Genomic DNA, 16,597 nt, shown 5'->3' with positions numbered 1-16,597 from the left:
CTCGTCCTGCACCGGAGATCCTGCTTTCATACGCCCACCCAGCCAAGATCCCCCACCCAGGGACCCCGTTCGATCAGAACCGTCCTCGTGATCGATAGGACAACGGCTTCTAATAGGACTCCGTTAGGTCTGTCTTGATCTTGGTATTGTGTGTGTCCTGCTGGGCAGGGGTCAGGTGGTGCAGATGCCGGTCCAGCACCTCAAGACGTGTTGGAGGGCGTCGAGGGTCTGGTAGAGCGTGAGCCCGGCCCGGGGACTTTTGGGGCCAGCCGTTGTTCGGTGAGGAAGGCATGGGCTGCGGTCACGAGGGTGACGTGGTGGTGCCAGCCTTGCCAGGAACGGCCTTCGAAGTGGTCCAGGCCGAGGCCGTGCTTGAGTTCTCGGTAGTCGGGCAGGATTCCGTCCCACCAGGCCTGCTTGGAGGATGCAGCGGCTTTGATCGGACGCTCGACGGCCTTGACGGCGGGGCGGACGCGCACGGCGGCGAAGCGGGACCGTAACTCCCCGCGCGTGCCCTGCCGCCAGGCGACGGTGGTGAACGCCTGCGGCTCGAGACCGGCGGTCAGGGCCGCCACCGACGGTGCGGGCTGTCGATAGCGAGGCCGGGGGCCGGCAGCCGATGGGTCCGCTGCGGTCCGGCGTCTCGGGCTCCGCGTCGAAGGGGTGGGCGGTCACATCCGCGCGGCCGGCCAGCACGTAGTCGATTCCGCGGTCCGTCAGGGCGGCCCGCAGGTGCGCGTTGGTGCCGTAGGCGGCGTCGCCCACCACGACCGGCGGCCTCATGCCCCAGCCGGCCAGCGTGTCGAGCATGTCCAGTACCAGCCGCCACTTCTTTGTCCGTTTCCCATTCCTGAGTCAGCAACAGCCGCCACTGCAGCGGGTATGAGGCGGTGTCGGTCGCGGCGTGGACGCTGACCACGACCTGGCAGTTGGCGCGTTTGCCCAGGGCCCCGCAGTACTGCGGGGCCACAGCGACCGACATTCTTCCGTCCTTGGGCACCGACACGTCGTCGATCACCCAGGCCGTCGGGGCGATGAGCGGCAACATGCGTTCGCAGATCCGACGCTGCACCGGCACGGGATCCCAGGTGGACTGGTTCACGAACTGCTGGAGGTTCTGCTCGTTGCCGTCCGGCAGCCGAGCGGCCATGGCCTGGATCGACTTGTGGCGGCCGTCCAGCATCAGTCCCCGCAGGTAGCAGTCGCCCTTGGCCCGCTGGTCCTTGCGCGGCACCGAGGCGAACACATCAGCCACGTATAACGCCAACCTGGCCCGTACACGCTTCACTTCGTGTGCATCCACACATCCAACGGTGCCCAGGAACAGCCCGAACCGGAAGACCTAACGGAGTCCTACTAGTGCCGCATCAAGCAACGTTCGCCCTGTGGCGTATCTGAATGAGGAGTCTGGCCAGGCTCGCCTCACAGAACAAACTCTCGCCGAGAGCGAGACCCTGGTTCGGCGATGCCTCGGCCTATCGGGTCACCGGCGAGTGGCCCAGACTGCGAAGCCCTCGACTGCGTCGGCGACGGTATGGAACCGGAGCGAGTGGAAGAAGTCGAAGTTGTGCTGAGTGCCGGGTAGCTCGGCGAAGGCGACTGGTGCGCTGGAGGCGTGGGCGAGTTCGTCCGCGAAGTGGCGGGCGTCCTCGACCAGCACCAGGGTGTCCAGGGTGCCGTGCACGATCAGGAACGGCGGTGCATCGGCATGGAGATGGGCGTGCGGGGTGGCCGGGGTGCCCGACGTGCCTGCGGCGGTCGGTCCGTAGTAGCCGTACAGTCCGATCGCGCCCGAGATCGAGTCGTCGGTCAGCGCGATGGTCGCAGCCAGGTGGGCGCCGGCCGATCCTCCGGCGACGACCAGACGTGACGGATCGGCGCCGAGCTCGTCGGCGTGGTCGCGCAGCCAGGCGATCGCCTGTTTCGCGTCCGCGAGCGAGTCGGTGTAGGCCGTCCGCAGCCGGTAGTTCGCGCTGGCGCAGACCCAGCCGTGGTCGGCCAGGCGGTAGAGGAGCGGTCGCGCACCGAGGAGCTTGCTGCCCATCACGAACCCCCCACCGTGTAGATACAGCAGGATCGGGGCGCCGTGCGGTCGGCTACGGGAGACGTAGACGTCGAGGCGTTGGGCCCGGGCGTCGCCGTACCGGCGGTTGCGGAGCCGGCAAACGCCGGGCCGCCATGAAGCCAACGGCAGCAACAGAACCCGGAGGAGGGGCAGTCGGCTGTGGGGCGTCCGGATGCCTGGGTCGGCCGCTAGGGCCGCCTCCAGGACGCCTCGCGCCGAGCGGGTCAGGACCGCGAGCGCGACCATGCCGCAGACTGGGACGCTGGTGAGTGCGACCGCGAGCCACCACACCGGCGTACCGACCCGAGTCGTCAGAGTCGGAAAGGCACTGACGGCCAGCAGGACCAGGCCGAGGAACGGCTGCTCGTTGAGGAGATGCCCGAGCCAGAACCATAGGTTCGACGGGCTCGAATGCCGTGGCATGGGGGGCCGAAGGGCGGCGAACGTGCACAGTGCCAGCAGCGCGATGGAGGTGAGGAAGCCGATTGGCACGGTTGATCACACCCAGCCCGGCGAAGCGGGGCAGGGTGTCCCGCGCCGATGAGCGGGCAGGTGGATCGCCGCGCCGACGGCACCCAGGCCGCTGCCAGCCACCGTGGTGGCCTGGATGATCGTCGATGCGATCAGGGCCCCGGCGGGCGGGCACACCGTGGCCGCGACGCCGAAAGCCGGGGACACGGCCATCCCCACGGGAACCGTCAGACTTGTCAGCACCCCGTCCTCCCCTGCCTCACTGACACGGCCCATCCTTCCCATCCGGTCGTGGTGTGAGAAGTGCCGGTCCCGGCAGCTGCCCATAGGCGAGACTGCACGAAACCGGCAACGAGCACTGCCCCCGGCCCCCGCGCAGGGCGAACCTACACGGCTCGGTCCCCTCGGGTGACACGGCCGCCGGGCCGGCATCACCGTCCGCCCCGTTGCCGACTTGGCGGACGGATCCAAGCAGGACGGCCGGGGAGGCTTGCCCGGTGGCTGAACGAGTACGCGTCCGTGAGATCGATGACGATGAGGGCCGGCGCCTGCTGCGAATCCTCCGCCGCGGCACGGGGTCGGTGGTGACCTGGAGGCGGGCTCAGATGGTGCTGCTGTCCGCACCGGGCATGGCCGTGACGAAGATCGCCGAGGTGACGTTCACCAGCGCGGACCGGGTCCGGGACGTGATCCATAACTTCAACGCCGACGGCTTCGAATCGCTCTACCCGAAATACAAAGGCGGCCGGCCCAAGACCTTCACCCTCCCGGAACGCCGGGAGATCAAGAAGATCGCCAAGTCCAAGCCCGCCGAGCACGGCCTGCCGTTTTCGACCTGGAGTCTGGCCAAACTGGCCGACCTCCTGGTCGCCGAGGGGGTGGTCGACGACATCAGCCACGAGGGCCTGCGCATCCTGCTCCGCGAGGAGGGCGTCTCGTTTCAACGCATCAAGACCTGGAAGACCTCACGCGACCCCGACTACGCCGCCAAGAAGGCTCGCGTCGAGCACCTCTACGCGATCGCCGACGGCGAGGTCCTACCCGAGGACGGCGAACCCGAAGTCGTCTTCTGCCTGGATGAGTTCGGCCCGCTCAACCTCCAGTCCCACCCGGGCCGGCAGTGGGCCGAGCGCGGCGGACGGTACAAGGACCCCGACCGGGAGCGAGACCCCGCCGCCGGTCGACCTACACCCGCCCACACGGGGTCCGACACCTGTTCGCCGCCTACGACCTGGCCCAGGACAAGCTCTACGGCCACATCAAGCCGAAGAAGAACCGCACGAGGTTCCTGGAGTTCTGCCGCTACCTGTGCAGCCACTACCCGCCGGACTTCAGGATTGCGATCGTGCTCGACAACTTCTCCCCGCACCTGACCACGAAAAAGGACACCCAGGCCGGCGACTGGGCCGCGACAAACAGCGTCGAGCTCGCCTACACGCCGACCAACAGCTCCTGGTTGAACCGTATCGAGGCCCAGTTCACCGCCTTGCGCTACTTCGCGCTCGATGGCACCGACCACGCCAGCCACAAAGAGCAGGGCAGCATGATCCGCCGCTACATCATCTGGCGGAACAAGCACGCCGCCAACGAACGGCTCCGCGAGATCGTGAACGGGGCGAACGTTGCTTGATACGGCACTAGAAAGGGGGAGGCGACATGCCTGATGCGATCCGGATCGTGCAGGCCGACGACGAGCTGTGGCAGCAGTACGACGCCCTCGCCACCCGCAGCTACGGCCATCCCGTGGGCGACATCACCCGCCTGCGCCCGCACGCCGACATCCGCGTCGCCATCCGGAACGGGCGGGTCATCGCCGGCGGCCTCGGCCGCCTCGTCCCGCAGTTCTTCGGCGGGGCCCCGTACCCTCCGCCCTGCTCAGCGCCGGGTGCGTCGCCCCCGAGGAACGCGGCGCCCGCCTCTCCGTCGACATGCTCGCCGAACGGCTCCGCCACCTGCGCGACCAGGGCGCGGTGATCTCCACGCTGTGGACGACATCTGGCGGATACGTCCGCCGTCTCGGCTGGGAGGCCCCCATTGCGGTCTTCGCGTGGTCCATCGCCACCGACGACCTCAAACGAGCCTTCACCCGCTCTGGGCTGCCCATCGAACACGGCCGTACGAAGGAAACCGACGATCTGCAACGCCGCCTGGCCCGGCAGTGGAACGGGCCCGTGCAGCGCCCGGACTGATGGCCCGCCTGGATCGATGACAAGCAGCAGCTGACCACGTACCAGTTCGGCCCGGCCCAGTCCCCCACGGGGCCGCTGTCCTTCGCCATGAAGTGCAGCGAGCGCCACGGGATGCAGCTGACCGTGAACGACTTCTGGGCCACCGACGCGGACACCGTCGGTGAGATGATGGCGTTCCTCGCCAACCACCACACCCGCGCCCCAGCCATCCACTTCCGGCGCTCCGCCCTCCCCCCATACCCGGCGTTACTGCACGACCTCCACCGCTACCGGCTGACGGCGAAAGCCTGGCACCCGTGGATGCTCCGCATCCTGGACCTGGAGGAAGCGGTGCGGCTGCGGGGCTGGCCGGACGACCTCGACATCACCGTTCCCGTGGACATCGAAGACGAAGACGGCGAGACCTGGGGCCAGTACCTGCTCGAAGTGAAAGGCGGCACCGGACAGATCACCAAGACGCACACCGCTGGTGAAGTCCGGCTCACCCGACGGCAACGGGCCGACTGGTACGCCGGCGGCTACCGGACAGCGACCGCAGCACGCCTGGACGGAGTGGACGCAAGGTCCGAGGAGGTGCTCAGCAGACTGATCCTCACCACAGAGCACGAACCGTGGTTGCCCGACCACTTCTAGATTCTGTCCCTCGGGATTCAGCGGTCGACGACGTCCTCGGGATGGACACCGCTGTCCTCGAATCGCTCCGCGCGATCTGCGGCGAAGCCAACGCGCACAAGCTCGGGCTCTACCTCGGCGACCGCGACGTCCCCGACCCCATGGGCGGGGACCAGGAGGCGTTCAATGCCTGCGCCGTCCTCATCGAGGCGGGGACGGCTCTCCACGTCGGCCACCAGTGACCGGCTGCCCGGACGCGACGGACAGGATCTCGTCCACGAGCCTGTCGGCCGCATCCGGACGTCCGTACGCGCGGGCCCGCTCCGCCATGCCCCACCGCAGGTGGGCATCGGCAAGCAGCGGGCCCAACGCGTTGCGCACCTGGTCCGCCGTCACATCACCTTCGAGCGCGACCGCGGCCCCGACCTCCGCCGCTCCCGCCGCCCGTGACGGCGAGCCGGAAAGGAGCGCTGTTCATCCGTGGGCTGCTCCAAATCTGGCGGGGCTCAGACGAGTCGCCACAGTAGTGGCTGTGGTCCACAGCTCTTGCCTTCGCAGGTGAGGGTTCAGCGGTCGACGACGTCCTTGTCGAGGTCGCGGTGGACGAGGGTTACCGTCAGGCCGCGGCCGGGGTACGGCTGGGCCAGGTCCTCGACGCCCAGTTCGGCGGCGCCGGCGATGTCGCCGGTGAGGACGGCTTCGAGCGCGAGGGCGAAGGTGGCGGCGCTTTTCCGGACTAAGAGGTCGCACGGATAGGCATGCGGTCATGGTCGGCGATTCGGGCGTTCGTCCCAGCGGTGAGTGGTCCATGCATGCCGGATCAGGCTACGCACGGTGATGATCGTGTCGGCGGGGTCGAAGAAGGCGTGGATGACGGTGGTGCGCCGCTCGTAGCAGCGGGCGAGCCGCTGGAAAGCGTTCTGCCATGCGTGGGTGCGCTCGACGTGCCACCGCCGGCTCGCCTGGATCGGCGCCTTCTCGCCCTTGTGCGCGATGCGGGGTGGTCGAGCGGCACAAGCTCCGCAGCCGGGTGTTCAAGGGCCGGGAGGCGGCCGGGGAGGAGGACACCTGGGTGGTGATCGAGCCGGTCGCCGAGGCCGTCAAGGTGATGGAGGCCCTGACCGTCTGCGACCGGATCTTCTACCGCCACGGCTTCGGCTCGCGCAACGAGGGCATCGGCAACACGATCAACAGTCAGCTGAACATGCTGCGGGACCGGCTCGGCCAGGTCAGAGCCCATAACCCGATCCCACTGGTCGACGGCGAGCCCTGGCACTTCAGCACCCGCCAGTTCCGGCGGACGGTGTCCTGGCACATCGCCCGCCAGCCCTTCGGGGCGGTCGCCGGGAAGATCCAGTACAAGCACCTCAAGGTCGCGATGTTCGAGGGCTACGCGGGCAGCTCGGGTTCCGCGTGGAGGTGGAGACGGAACGCCAGCTCGCCCAACTGGAGCGCTTCCTGGACCAGTACGAGGACTTCAAGGCCGGGGTGAGGCTGCCCGCCCGCCTGACGGCGGAGTTCGGGCGCATCCGCGAGGAGCTCGGGGACTTCCCCGGCAAGGTGGTCGACACCGCACGGCTGCGGTCGATGCTGGTCAGCCCGGCGCGGACCTACTACCCCGGCGTGCTCAACGACTGCTACTTCGAGGCGTCCACCGCGCTCTGCCTGACCCGCCGGCCCGGCGCCGAGAGGGACACCGAGCCGGTGATGAACCACTGCCAGCCCGCCAAGTGCCTCAACTCGTGCTGCCACGGCACCGCGGCGCGATCGAGTCCGTGATCGCCGACGCCCGGCAGCTGCTGACGATCCGCCCGATCACCGCCCTGCAGAAGACGGCGTTGCAGCAGCAGGTCGACCAGATGCGCCGGACTCACGAGCAGGCCGGGACGGAGTCCGGATGAGCGTCACCGAGCAGGCCACCGCGGCGCTAGAGGCCGCGATGGAGCGGCTCCTGGCCGGCGAGCCGGACCGCAGCGACGGCGCGCTGACCGTCGCCTCGCTGGCCCGGGAGGCGGGGGTGAGCCGGGCGACGGCCTACCGCGCCGGCGACGTCCTCGAACGCTTCCGTCAGCAGATCGAGGAACGGAACGCCGGCCCGGACATCCCGGCGACGTTGCGCGAGCAGATCCGGGAACTGAAGGGCGAACTGCGCGAGGCCCGCAGGGCCCGACACGAAGAGATCCGAGATCTGCGACGATCGGTGGACGTCCTCGCACAACAGGTCCAAGCGCTGACGTTGGAGAACATCGCCTTCCGTGAGGCACAGAACCGCGGCGGCACGGTCACCGCACTGCCGCTCCGAGGTGCCCCGAAGGCGGGGGTTGATCACTGAGAGCCAGTCAGGACTTCCGGCTGCGACGCCACTGCTGGTCCGAGCGCGATCTCGCCTTCCGATGAGATCGTGCCCAGCAGATGCTCGTCCAACCAGTCGTCCGCGAACACCACATACATGCCCCGCACCGGCGCGATCTTGATATGCCGGTTGGCCTCCTCCATCGTGACGGCCGACACCCGGATCCGTTCGAAAGGGGCAGTGACCTGATAGCCGTCCGGGCCGAAGTCGGCCTGGAACAGGTAGTCGGAGTTGACGTGGGACCGTTGCCGCAACTCGATACGCGTAAGAGCGAGATGAGTGCGGATGATCTCCGCCCCTCGTCTCGTGATCGTGCTCGTGGCGAACCGCTTCTCTCCGCAATGCGGCAGCAGCCAGGTCCCGCCGGCGTTGTCTTCGCCGGCCTTGGGGAGCGACGGAACCAGGTTCTTGGCGTCATAGCGGCCGGATTCCCCGATGACGTCGAACATCGGGGTCTTGCCGCCCTTCCACTCCACGTCGAGGCCAGCGTGGTGGAGGAGCACAGCGGTCGCATGCTCGCTCATCACTTGCTTCACCGGTCCGAACGCCCCGTCCAAGATCCAGAACTCGCCGTCCGGCACGACCGGTTCCTCCCTGCCCCGCCTGCTCGTCGCCGACGGTCTGCACCCGTGTCGGCGGCCAGCTGAGATTCCCCATCTGCGGCCAGTTGACGGGGAGTCATCTGGCCGCAGATGGTTACCGAGAGTGTGGTGTAGTTCAGAGCTCCATGCGGTCGAGGTCCATGGTCCAGTTGGTGCGCCAGGTGGCACCCTGGTCATAGGAGAACGCCTGCTCCCAGTGAGGGGTCTGTCGGTGTGCGGTCCAGCGGAAGCGGACCTTGACCGCGCGGCCGGCCAAGACGTCGTCGCAATGGAACTCGCCGATCCCGTTCGTGAAGGCTCCCTCGACGTAGGGGTCCAGGTGTCCCGGGCGGCCGCTGGCGGCCCACCAGATCCGCCAGACCCTGGCCTCGGGGTCGAACTGGCGCAGGGTGAAGCCTTCGAAAGCGTCGGTCCAGATCCGGTCCACGTTGCCCAGGCCGCCCAGGATCGGCTCAGCGGCGGCCGTGGCGTCGAACTCGATCCACTCCTCGCAGGTCGGGTCGGTCACATCCACCAGCTTGCGGTTGCGCACGCGCCACCGTCCGAAGATGAAGTCGAAGTCGGAACGGCCGTCATCAGGCACTTGGGGACTCACAGCAAAGCTCCCGACAATCAGGCTGCCGAGCGGCAGCGGGACCGCGCCACGCTACGTGCCGGGTCGAGACTCAGGCAAGGCATTTGATCAAGAAATCATCGCAGAGAGTGATGGTCTAGCTGGCCGTACGCGGGGAGTCCCAACTGGCCGCTGACACACCCGCCAACCGACATCGCGCAGCCACCCGAGAGAACGTCAGGACGGGCACTCATCCAGGTCGCTCGATCGAGTGCACTCCCTGGTTGACCCTCCGGAGCCAACTTCGCTGGTAATACAGCCATCTGCCCGGATAACGACGTCGAGGACGACCGTCGTCCGGCTCCAGCCGGGAGAGTTCCAGGCCCAAACCATCGTTCCGTGCCGGTCGGCCAGGGCCTGCGCGAAGCCCTTCACCGCGGGCCCGATTGGGAGCCGGACCGCGTACTCAAGCAGCGACGACACACGCCCTTGGGCAGACCCCGGACGTTAGGAACAGTTGGACTGTCTCAGAGCTGGTGCCGTCTCAGTTGAGAGGATGGCGTCGGGGCGTTAGCGCCGACTGGACTACCGAGTGATCCGTCTCAGAAAGAGTTGAGCAGCTTCATCCCTCCGTGGTGGGGCTGAGAGCACTGGTTGACGAAGTGCGTCAACCAGTGCCCCGTATCCGTACCCAGCGGGGACGCGGCGTGTCCGGCGCGTCATCGCGCCCGGCGGCCGACGGGCGGGTTCACACTGCAGTTTGCAGGTGTTGAAGCCAAGTCGGGGTCGCCGTGCTGCAACTCCTGGCGGAGCTGGGCGAGCGCCCGGTGCAGTGTGCTCTTGACGGTTCCGGGCGCTATGCCGAGGGCGGTGGCCGTCTCGTCGGTAGACATCTGCTCCCAATGCCGTAGCACCACGACGCTGCGCTGTTGCGGCGTCAGCGTCTTGATGATGTCCATCAGCAGCATGCGATCGGCGTACTGCTCGGTGAAGTCCCCGATGGGCGCGTCCGGAAACTGCTCGATGGGAAGCTCCTGCAGTTTCCGTGCCCGCCACCACTCCGTCCGGGTGTTGATCATGACGCGGCGAACATAGGCGTCCGCGAGCTGCTTGTCCGCTATGCCATCCCAGCGACCATACGCTCGCAATAACGCGGTCTGCAGTAGATCCTGAGCGGCGAGCGGGTCGGGCACCAGGCGGCGGGTCTTGCGCAGCAGTGTGTCCTGCCGAGTACGGACGTACTCCTCGAAGTTCAGTGCCGGGTCAGGGTGGGTACGCGCATGCACGGTTGGATGCCTTTCGTGGATGGTCATGAACGGCAGGAGAACCGCGGCGCGGCCGATGCATACCCCCTAAGACATCGGCCCCGCGTCGTGCGGTCTGGCGGAGAGGAACTCGTCGCCCGGCTCGCGATGTCCTTTGCATCGGCAAGCGAGGCTCAGAGCGGCACATGCCGGCCTGTCACCCCTCGTGCGACCGCGAGGCCGCACGAGGGAGGTGCGCAGGGTTCAGCTGCAGGTCCGGTAGTCGTAGCCGGCGATCCGTCCGTTGCCGTCCCCGTCGTAGAAGTGATACCGGCCTTGGTCGTCTCGGCTGACGCTGATCACGTGGTTGGTGCCGATGTACGTGTCGACGGCTCCGTCGCCGTCTGTGTCCCGCAGCCAGTCGCCCGCCTTTCCGAAGGTCTCCTTTCCGACCACCCCGTCGGGGCTGGCCTCCCAGTCGCTCTGCCACGCCTTGGTGGCGGCCTTGGTCTTGGAGCCGAAGACGCCGTCGATGTCCGAGGCGGAGGTGAGGTTGCCGTCCGCCCACAGGATCTTCTGCCACAGGCAGGTGGCGTTGGAGGTGGTGTTGGTGTCCGTCGACAGGATGCCCTCGTCGTCCCAGTCGTTCGAGAAGGCACCGGCGCCGTAGACGTAGGGTTGACCGCTGTAGGTACCGCTTGCGGAGGCCGGGGAGGCGCTCAGCGCCAAGGTTGCGGCGGTCAATGCGCCGATCGAGCATGCGATCAGCTTGGCCTGTGTCGTACGTGAAGTCACAGTGCTGCTCCTTTGTCGTGATTCCGATTGCATCGAGCCTGCGCGGCGACGAAGAGGGCTGGCGCCGAGCTGCTCGCTGCGAGGGTTTTCGTCATCGAGTTCAGCGGGTCGGGGATTGAATGGGCAGCGGGTTCCGCCGCCCTGAACAATGGATTCGTTGCAGGTCACAGACACGGCGTTGGGGCAGTGGCCAAAGCAGACGGCTTCGGATTGCGCTCCTGCCACGAGGTTGCGTACCTTGTCCGACCTCGCGCCGCATCCACGGGGGAAGCGGGCGGCTAGAGGGGTGAGCTGTCGATGGCGGGACGTCCTGAAAGCCCACTCGATCCCAGCACCGGGCCGGTGGCGCGGTTCGCGGCCGAGTTACGCAAACTCCGGGCGGAGGCCGGGAGTCCGACCTACCGGGTGATGGCGCAGCGCGGGGGGCAGGGGACAAGCACCCTGTCGCAGGCTGCTGGTGGTGAGCGGCTGCCGACCTTGCCTGTCGTGCTGGCCTACGTGAGGGCGTGCGGCGGTGATCCGGAGGAGTGGGAGGAGCGTTGGCGGCTGGCGGCCGCCGAAGTAGCGGCGGAGCCCCGCGCCGAGGATGAGGACGTCGAGCCTCCGTACCGGGGTCTCGCCCGGTTCGAGCCGGGCGACGCCGATCTGTTCTTCGGCCGCGACGAGCTCACCGACCGCCTGGTCGAGCTGACCCGTGTCCGTCGGTTCACCGCGGTGTTCGGCCCGTCGGGCAGCGGCAAGTCCTCTCTGCTGCGCGCCGGCCTCATCCCCCGCCTCCGCACCCCGGACCAGGCCACCCCACAGCCAGCCGCGCTACGAGTCCTCACCCCCGGCGAGCATCCCCTGCGCACCCACGAGCAGCGGCTGACCCCGAAGGACGGCGACGGGGACACTTGGCTGATCGTGGACCAGTTCGAAGAGCTCTACACCCTGTGCCACGACCCGGAGGAGCGCGACCAATTCATCGACCAGCTCCTGACAGCCACCAACCCAGCCAGCCGGCTGCGCGTGGTCATCGCCGTGCGCGCCGACTTCCTCGGTCGGTGTGCCCAGCACCCGCGGCTGACGGCCGCGCTGCAGGAGGCCACCGTGTTGGCCGGTCCGATGAGCCGTGACGAGTTGCGCGAGGCCATCGTCAAACCCGCCCAGACCGCCGGGCTGATCGTCGAACGCACCCTGACCACGCGCATCGTCGAGGAGGTGGAGGGCGAACCTGGCGCCCTGCCGCTGATGTCCCACGCCCTGCTGGAGACCTGGCGGCGCCGCAAAGGCCGAGCCCTGACCGCTGAGGCCTACGACGCGGCCGGAGGTCTCAGCGGCGCCATCGCCCGCACCGCCGAGAACGTCTACACGCATCTGACCCCGTCCCAGGCCGACCTCGCCCGCCGTATCCTGCTCCGGCTCATCACCCCCGGCGAGGGAACCCCCGACACGCGTCGGCCCGCCCCTCGCACGGAACTCGACTTCGGCGACCCCAGCGACACAGCCACCGTCCTCGAACACCTGGCCCGCGCCCGCCTGCTCACCCTCGAGCACGACACCGTCAACCTCGCCCACGAGGCCCTCATCGTGGCATGGCCCCGACTGCAAGCCTGGATCAACGAAGCGCGCGACCGCCTGCGCCTGCACCGCCAGCTCACCGAAGCCGCACGAACCTGGGACGGCCTCAACCAAGACCCAGGCGCGCTGTACCGGGGAACCATGCTGGCCGCCGCAGAGGAAGCGTTCGCTGATCCCGGTCGGCGCCGCGCCCTGAACACCGCCGAGACCAAGTTCCTCACCGCCAGCCTCGATGCCCGGGCTGGAGAACGCCGGGCCACTGCCCGCACCACACGGCGCCTGCGCACGCTCGTGGCCGCTCTGAGCGCACTGCTCCTCGTCGCCCTCGCGACCGCAGGCGTGGCCCTGAAACAGCGGGCGGCGGCGAACGCCGAGCGGACCACGGCGGTGGCCCGGCAGATCGCGGCGGAAGCGGACCAGTTACGGGGGACCGACGTGCCCGCCCAGACAGAGGACGTGGCGCTGGCGGCGCTGCTGGATGTGACGTCGTACCGGATGCGCGACAGCGCGCGCACCTACACGAGCCTGGTACAGGCGGCGAACTCCGCACTGTTCAAGGACGTGCCTGAGCAGGACCGGGCACCAGCTGGCCCAGGCGTCGTGTCCGAGGGCAGCCCGCGGCTGGCACACGACGCACACCGGCACACCCTGGCCGTGGTCGGGGATGACGGGAACGTGCGGCTGTGGGACACCACCCACTTCACGCACCCCAGACGCGTCGGTCGGACGCTGCCGGGCAGCGACGTGGCCATGACCCCCGATGGGCACGTGCTGGCCATCGGGATCCACCTCGGCGTCCATCTGTGGAACATCGCCGACCCGGCGGACCCCGCGCCGCTTGGCAGTATTCCCACGTCCGGTGACACCAACTGGATGGAGCTGGCCTTCGGGAACGATGGTCACCTGCTCGCGGTCGGTACCGACAGTACCGCGCTGTGGGATGTCACCGACCCCCGGAAACCGGAACGCCTGGCTGCATCCCTGCCCGGAAACGTGGTGGCGTTCAGCCCCAGCCGGAAGATCATGGCCACGGCCGACTCCGGCAACGGCACAGTACGCCTCTGGGACACCTCGCACCGGGCGCGCCCGGCTGCCCTCGGGCTGCTGCGCACCCGCTCGGACCACGAGACCATTCTGGTGTTCAGCCCCGACGGGCACTATCTCGCCACGAACGGCAGCGAGGCCGACCAAGTGCCGCTGTGGGACGTCGGCAGACCGGACCGGCCCACCTCTTCCGACATCGTGCTCGGCACGTCCGACGGAACGGAAGCAGGGGCGGCGTCCTACAGTCCCGACGGCCGGGTCGTCGCGGTCAGCGGAGGGAATGGCACCCAGCTCTGGAACACCGACGCCGGCTTGAGTGCGCCGCTGGGGAGAGCGCTTGGGCAGCGCTCGCCGACGGGGATCACCACGGTGTTCGCTCCCGACGGACGCCGTCTGATCGCCGCCGGCGGGGCACTGCGGATCTGGAGCCTGCCGCCGGGCGTGCTGCTCGGTTGCGCAACCTCGAGCACGACCGGATTCTCCCCGGACGGGCGGATCATGGCGACGGCCTGCACCGATGGCGAGCCCGTGCGGCTGTGGGACGTTGCCGACCCCGGAGTCCCCCGTCTGCTGCCGGGCACGCTTGCCCCGGGCACCGCCGCGCAATTCGCCCCGCACCGACACCTGCTCGCCGTCACTGCATCTGACGGCGGGGTCCGGCTCTACGACGTGATCGACCCGGCACGGCCCCACCCTCTCGGGCATCTCACCGTCGGCCGTGACGACGCAGTGGTCTTGTCAGCCTTCTCCCCGGACGGGCGCGAACTGGTCACCTATGAGGAGATGAGTGACCGCTCGCAACCTGCGGGACCGGGCATCGGGGACGGGGACGGACGTATACCCAGCGAGGTCCGGCTCCCGGACAACGGTGTCCGCATCCGTACCTGGGACCTCGGCGACCCCCGGTATCCCCGGGAGACGGGACGGGCCGTCGTACTGGAGAAGAACGCTGGCGCCGGTCCACTCGCCCGCGCCTCGGACGGCCACGAACTCGCGGTCGTCGATGACGACCGGCGCATCCTGCTGTGGGACACGAGCGACCCCAGGCATCCGCGTCGGCGCGGCCGGTACTTCGTCGGTGACGTGCTGGCCTTCGCGCCCCACGGCGACACTTTGGCCATCGGCAGCGCAGATGGCACCGTGAGCCTCTGGAACACCGCTGACCCCGCCCGGCCCACCAAGCTGGGTACGCCGCTCGACGCTGGCGCCTCCGTCACCGGCCTCACGTTCGACCGCGACGGGCACAGGCTGGCGGTGGGCACTGTAGACGGCCTGATCAAGCTGTACGACACGACCGACCCGGCACATGCCAAGGCCGTCGGGGACCCGCTCGTGGGACACACGGCCGAGATCGACAACCTCGTCTTCGCACCCGGCGGCCAGTCCCTCGCAAGCGGCGCCCAGGACGGCACCCGGCTGTGGGCGCTGGACGCCGAGCAGAACATCCGCCGCATCTGTGCGGTCACCGGGCATGCCCTCACCCGCGACCAATGGCGACGTCATGTGGGAGCCCTGCCCTACCAGAGCCCCTGCCGTTGAACGCCGGTGAACCCGTCGCCCCCTGCGCTCACCTGAAAGTGCTCACTCGGCGGAGGGGGGAGGTGCGAGTCTTCGGTCGGGGACTGTGAATCGTTCGGTGTAACTCCCGATCACGGAAGATGCATCGATGACCAGTGAGAACGTGGCCGAGCACGAGGCTGCCGAGTCGGCAGCGGATGCGTCGGCGAAGGCCGTGGATGACCGGCTGATCGACGAGTTGGTGAGCCGAGCCAGGCCGAGGGCCTGCAGCTGACCGGCAAGGGCGGGCTTCTCCAGCAGCTGACCAAGCGGCTGCTGGAGTCCGCGCTTGAGGGCGAGATAACCGATCACCTCGGCTATGACAAGCACGATCCAGCGGGCAAAGACGGCGGCAACTCCCGCAACGGCAAACGCTCCAAGACCGTGCTGACCGACGTGGGACCGGTGGAGACAGCCGTGCCCCGCGACCGGGACGGCTCCTTCGAGCCGAAGATCGTCAAGAAGCGGCAGAAGCGCCTGACCGGCGTCGACGAAATGGTGATCTCGCTGGCCGCGAAGGGCCTGACCACCGGAGAGGTCCAGGCCCACTTGGCGGAGGTCTACGGCGCCGAGGTCTCCCGGCAGACCATCTCCACCATCACGGACAAGGTCCTCGAGGGCATGGCGAATGGCAAAGCCGCCCCCTCGACGCCGTCTACCCGGTGGTCTTCATCGACGCGATCCACGTGAAGATCCGGGTTTTGTCGACGATCTTGTGATCCGGACGGTTGAGCGGGCTGTGCCGACTGTTCGCGATCATGCATCGGGTGCTCTCGTGATGCGCTCCTGGAGTTGTTTCCGTACCTGTCCGCGCTGCTGATCGAGGAGGTCGAGCGACGGCCGGACCAGGTAGTGCTGCGGGCGCGAGTGCGGTCGACGACGGGGACCTGCCACTGCGGTCATAGCTCGTCGCGGGTGCACGGGGGGTATGTGCGCAAGCTGCGTGATGCCGCTGTGGGCGGTCTTGGTGTCGTGATCGAGTTACACATACGTCGCTTCCGCTGTGAGAATCCCGCCTGCACGGCAGTGACGTTCGCCGAGCAGATCGCAGGGCTGACGACTCCGCACGGCCGCTATACCCCTTTGCTGCGCGGGTTGTTGACGCAGATCGGATTGGCGCTGGCCGGCCGGGCCGGGGCCCGCCTGGCGGCCGCGGTCGGTATCACCGTGGGCAGGGACACGCTGCTGCGGATGGTCCGGGCCCTGCCCGAGCCGGAGATCGGCGAGGTTGAGATGCTTGGTGTCGACGACTTTGCCTTCCGCAAGGGCCGCCACTACGGCACGGTGCTGATCGACATGGCCACCTGTCCGCAACTTTTTCTCCAAGGCGTGCCAGAAAACGGCCCAGGCGTCGCACCGGACGTCACCGCCCGTCCAACCGCTCCAACCGACCCGGCGAACCTAATCAGGTTGAACTCGCGGAGTCCGGTGGTCCGGTGGCCGTGACGGTCCTTGATCGTGGCGGTACGACGTGCAACCGCGAGTACTACGTCAAAAAGCGCGGAGAGGGCTGCAAACACGTCCATGCCATCATCGCCCTCGCGCGGCGACG

Annotated in this window: 17 protein-coding genes and 4 pseudogenes; 13 read left to right on the top strand and 8 right to left on the bottom strand. The window is 68.3% G+C overall.

Going from position 1 to position 16,597, the window contains the following annotated elements; all coding sequences use genetic code 11:
• Nucleotides 1-200 precede the first annotated feature (200 nt).
• The 3 genes and pseudogenes from ACZ418_RS41200 to ACZ418_RS41190 all read right to left on the bottom strand — a co-directional run bounded on the left by ACZ418_RS41200 (nucleotide 201) and on the right by ACZ418_RS41190 (nucleotide 2,779).
• Nucleotides 201-1,303, bottom strand: a pseudogene (locus tag ACZ418_RS41200) (IS701 family transposase).
• A gap of 180 nt (nucleotides 1,304-1,483) precedes the next feature.
• Nucleotides 1,484-2,557, bottom strand: coding sequence for an alpha/beta hydrolase (locus tag ACZ418_RS41195; protein WP_468373533.1), 1,074 nt, complete (start codon nucleotides 2,555-2,557; stop codon nucleotides 1,484-1,486).
• A 6-nt stretch (nucleotides 2,558-2,563) separates the two neighbouring features.
• Nucleotides 2,564-2,779, bottom strand: coding sequence for a hypothetical protein (locus tag ACZ418_RS41190; protein WP_468373530.1), 216 nt, complete (start codon nucleotides 2,777-2,779; stop codon nucleotides 2,564-2,566).
• Between the two features lie 254 nt (nucleotides 2,780-3,033).
• Between ACZ418_RS41190 and ACZ418_RS41185 the strand changes: the two are divergent.
• The 6 genes and pseudogenes from ACZ418_RS41185 to ACZ418_RS41160 all read left to right on the top strand — a co-directional run bounded on the left by ACZ418_RS41185 (nucleotide 3,034) and on the right by ACZ418_RS41160 (nucleotide 6,077).
• A pseudogene (locus ACZ418_RS41185) lies at nucleotides 3,034-4,166 on the top strand (IS630 family transposase).
• 26 nt (nucleotides 4,167-4,192) lie between these two features.
• Entirely contained in the window at nucleotides 4,193-4,510 is a 318-nt protein-coding gene (locus ACZ418_RS41180; RefSeq protein ID WP_468373618.1) for a hypothetical protein, read from the top strand.
• Nucleotides 4,408-4,725 carry a GNAT family N-acetyltransferase gene (locus ACZ418_RS41175; protein WP_468373603.1) on the top strand — a complete coding sequence of 106 codons (318 nt, stop codon included), beginning with the start codon at nucleotides 4,408-4,410 and terminating at the stop codon, nucleotides 4,723-4,725. The genes ACZ418_RS41180 and ACZ418_RS41175 overlap by 103 nt, the downstream gene beginning before the upstream one ends.
• 12 nt (nucleotides 4,726-4,737) lie before the next feature.
• Nucleotides 4,738-5,358 (top strand): sterol carrier protein domain-containing protein, encoded by a 621-nt coding sequence (locus tag ACZ418_RS41170; RefSeq protein WP_468373601.1) that lies wholly within the window; start codon nucleotides 4,738-4,740, stop codon nucleotides 5,356-5,358.
• A gap of 41 nt (nucleotides 5,359-5,399) precedes the next feature.
• A complete protein-coding gene (locus ACZ418_RS41165) occupies nucleotides 5,400-5,579 on the top strand; it encodes a low molecular weight phosphatase family protein (RefSeq protein WP_468373527.1) in 180 nt (59 codons plus the stop codon).
• 357 nt (nucleotides 5,580-5,936) lie between these two features.
• Nucleotides 5,937-6,077: a hypothetical protein gene (locus ACZ418_RS41160; protein WP_468373525.1), complete on the top strand. Its 141-nt coding sequence runs from the start codon at nucleotides 5,937-5,939 to the stop codon at nucleotides 6,075-6,077.
• A 24-nt stretch (nucleotides 6,078-6,101) separates the two neighbouring features.
• On the opposite strand, the pseudogene ACZ418_RS41155 reads toward ACZ418_RS41160, so the two are convergent.
• Nucleotides 6,102-6,335 (bottom strand): annotated as a pseudogene (locus ACZ418_RS41155) (IS5/IS1182 family transposase); the annotation flags it as partial.
• Between the two features lie 2 nt (nucleotides 6,336-6,337).
• Here ACZ418_RS41155 and ACZ418_RS41150 point away from each other — a divergent pair.
• Genes ACZ418_RS41150 through ACZ418_RS41135 form a run of 4 tightly spaced genes read left to right on the top strand, consistent with a single transcriptional unit; the run spans nucleotide 6,338 to nucleotide 7,669 of the window.
• Complete coding sequence (locus tag ACZ418_RS41150) at nucleotides 6,338-6,829, top strand: hypothetical protein (RefSeq protein WP_468373522.1); 492 nt, start codon at nucleotides 6,338-6,340, stop codon at nucleotides 6,827-6,829.
• Nucleotides 6,757-7,116 carry a hypothetical protein gene (locus ACZ418_RS41145; RefSeq protein WP_468373519.1) on the top strand — a complete coding sequence of 120 codons (360 nt, stop codon included), beginning with the start codon at nucleotides 6,757-6,759 and terminating at the stop codon, nucleotides 7,114-7,116. The genes ACZ418_RS41150 and ACZ418_RS41145 overlap by 73 nt, the downstream gene beginning before the upstream one ends.
• Entirely contained in the window at nucleotides 7,113-7,238 is a 126-nt protein-coding gene (locus tag ACZ418_RS41140) for a hypothetical protein (RefSeq protein ID WP_468373517.1), read from the top strand. The genes ACZ418_RS41145 and ACZ418_RS41140 overlap by 4 nt, the downstream gene beginning before the upstream one ends.
• The gene (locus ACZ418_RS41135) at nucleotides 7,235-7,669 is read left to right on the top strand and encodes a hypothetical protein (protein ID WP_468373514.1); all 435 of its coding nucleotides are present in this window, start codon (nucleotides 7,235-7,237) and stop codon (nucleotides 7,667-7,669) included. The genes ACZ418_RS41140 and ACZ418_RS41135 overlap by 4 nt, the downstream gene beginning before the upstream one ends.
• Here the strand turns inward: ACZ418_RS41135 and ACZ418_RS41130 are convergent.
• The 4 genes from ACZ418_RS41130 to ACZ418_RS41115 form a co-directional block, all read right to left on the bottom strand.
• The gene (locus ACZ418_RS41130) at nucleotides 7,663-8,271 is read right to left on the bottom strand and encodes a hypothetical protein (protein WP_468373512.1); all 609 of its coding nucleotides are present in this window, start codon (nucleotides 8,269-8,271) and stop codon (nucleotides 7,663-7,665) included. The two genes, ACZ418_RS41135 and ACZ418_RS41130, sit on opposite strands and share 7 nt — an antisense overlap.
• Nucleotides 8,272-8,407: 136 nt before the next feature.
• Nucleotides 8,408-8,887, bottom strand: a complete 480-nt coding sequence (locus ACZ418_RS41125) for a hypothetical protein (RefSeq protein ID WP_468373509.1) — start codon at nucleotides 8,885-8,887, stop codon at nucleotides 8,408-8,410.
• A gap of 677 nt (nucleotides 8,888-9,564) precedes the next feature.
• Nucleotides 9,565-10,158 (bottom strand): SigE family RNA polymerase sigma factor, encoded by a 594-nt coding sequence (locus tag ACZ418_RS41120; RefSeq protein ID WP_468373506.1) that lies wholly within the window; start codon nucleotides 10,156-10,158, stop codon nucleotides 9,565-9,567.
• A gap of 195 nt (nucleotides 10,159-10,353) precedes the next feature.
• Entirely contained in the window at nucleotides 10,354-10,884 is a 531-nt protein-coding gene (locus ACZ418_RS41115; protein ID WP_468373504.1) for a peptidoglycan-binding domain-containing protein, read from the bottom strand.
• A gap of 297 nt (nucleotides 10,885-11,181) precedes the next feature.
• Here ACZ418_RS41115 and ACZ418_RS41110 point away from each other — a divergent pair, with 297 nt between their 5' ends.
• The 3 genes and pseudogenes from ACZ418_RS41110 to ACZ418_RS41100 all read left to right on the top strand — a co-directional run bounded on the left by ACZ418_RS41110 (nucleotide 11,182) and on the right by ACZ418_RS41100 (nucleotide 16,491).
• The gene (locus ACZ418_RS41110; RefSeq protein ID WP_468373501.1) at nucleotides 11,182-15,027 is read left to right on the top strand and encodes an nSTAND1 domain-containing NTPase; all 3,846 of its coding nucleotides are present in this window, start codon (nucleotides 11,182-11,184) and stop codon (nucleotides 15,025-15,027) included.
• A 127-nt stretch (nucleotides 15,028-15,154) separates the two neighbouring features.
• A pseudogene (locus ACZ418_RS41105) lies at nucleotides 15,155-15,743 on the top strand (transposase); the annotation flags it as partial.
• 154 nt (nucleotides 15,744-15,897) lie between these two features.
• Nucleotides 15,898-16,491 (top strand): transposase family protein, encoded by a 594-nt coding sequence (locus ACZ418_RS41100; protein ID WP_468373598.1) that lies wholly within the window; start codon nucleotides 15,898-15,900, stop codon nucleotides 16,489-16,491.
• The last annotated feature ends 106 nt before the right edge of the window (nucleotides 16,492-16,597 follow it).

It is taken from the genome of Streptomyces sp. NPDC030820, from assembly GCF_055572075.1.
The sequence above is the reverse complement of the archived record's forward strand: the minus strand, read 5'-3'. Positions and strand labels throughout refer to the sequence as shown.

What these genes read in the sequence shown, in the direction of transcription:
- ACZ418_RS41180 (WP_468373618.1), top strand. Translation starts at nt 4,193, where the DNA reads ATGCCTGATGCGATCCGGATCGTGCAGGCCGACGACGAGCTGTGGCAG.
- ACZ418_RS41165 (WP_468373527.1), top strand. Translation starts at nt 5,400, where the DNA reads ATGGACACCGCTGTCCTCGAATCGCTCCGCGCGATCTGCGGCGAAGCC.
- ACZ418_RS41135 (WP_468373514.1), top strand. Translation starts at nt 7,235, where the DNA reads ATGAGCGTCACCGAGCAGGCCACCGCGGCGCTAGAGGCCGCGATGGAG.
- ACZ418_RS41120 (WP_468373506.1), bottom strand. Translation starts at nt 10,158, where the DNA reads ATGACCATCCACGAAAGGCATCCAACCGTGCATGCGCGTACCCACCCT.
- ACZ418_RS41110 (WP_468373501.1), top strand. Translation starts at nt 11,182, where the DNA reads ATGGCGGGACGTCCTGAAAGCCCACTCGATCCCAGCACCGGGCCGGTG.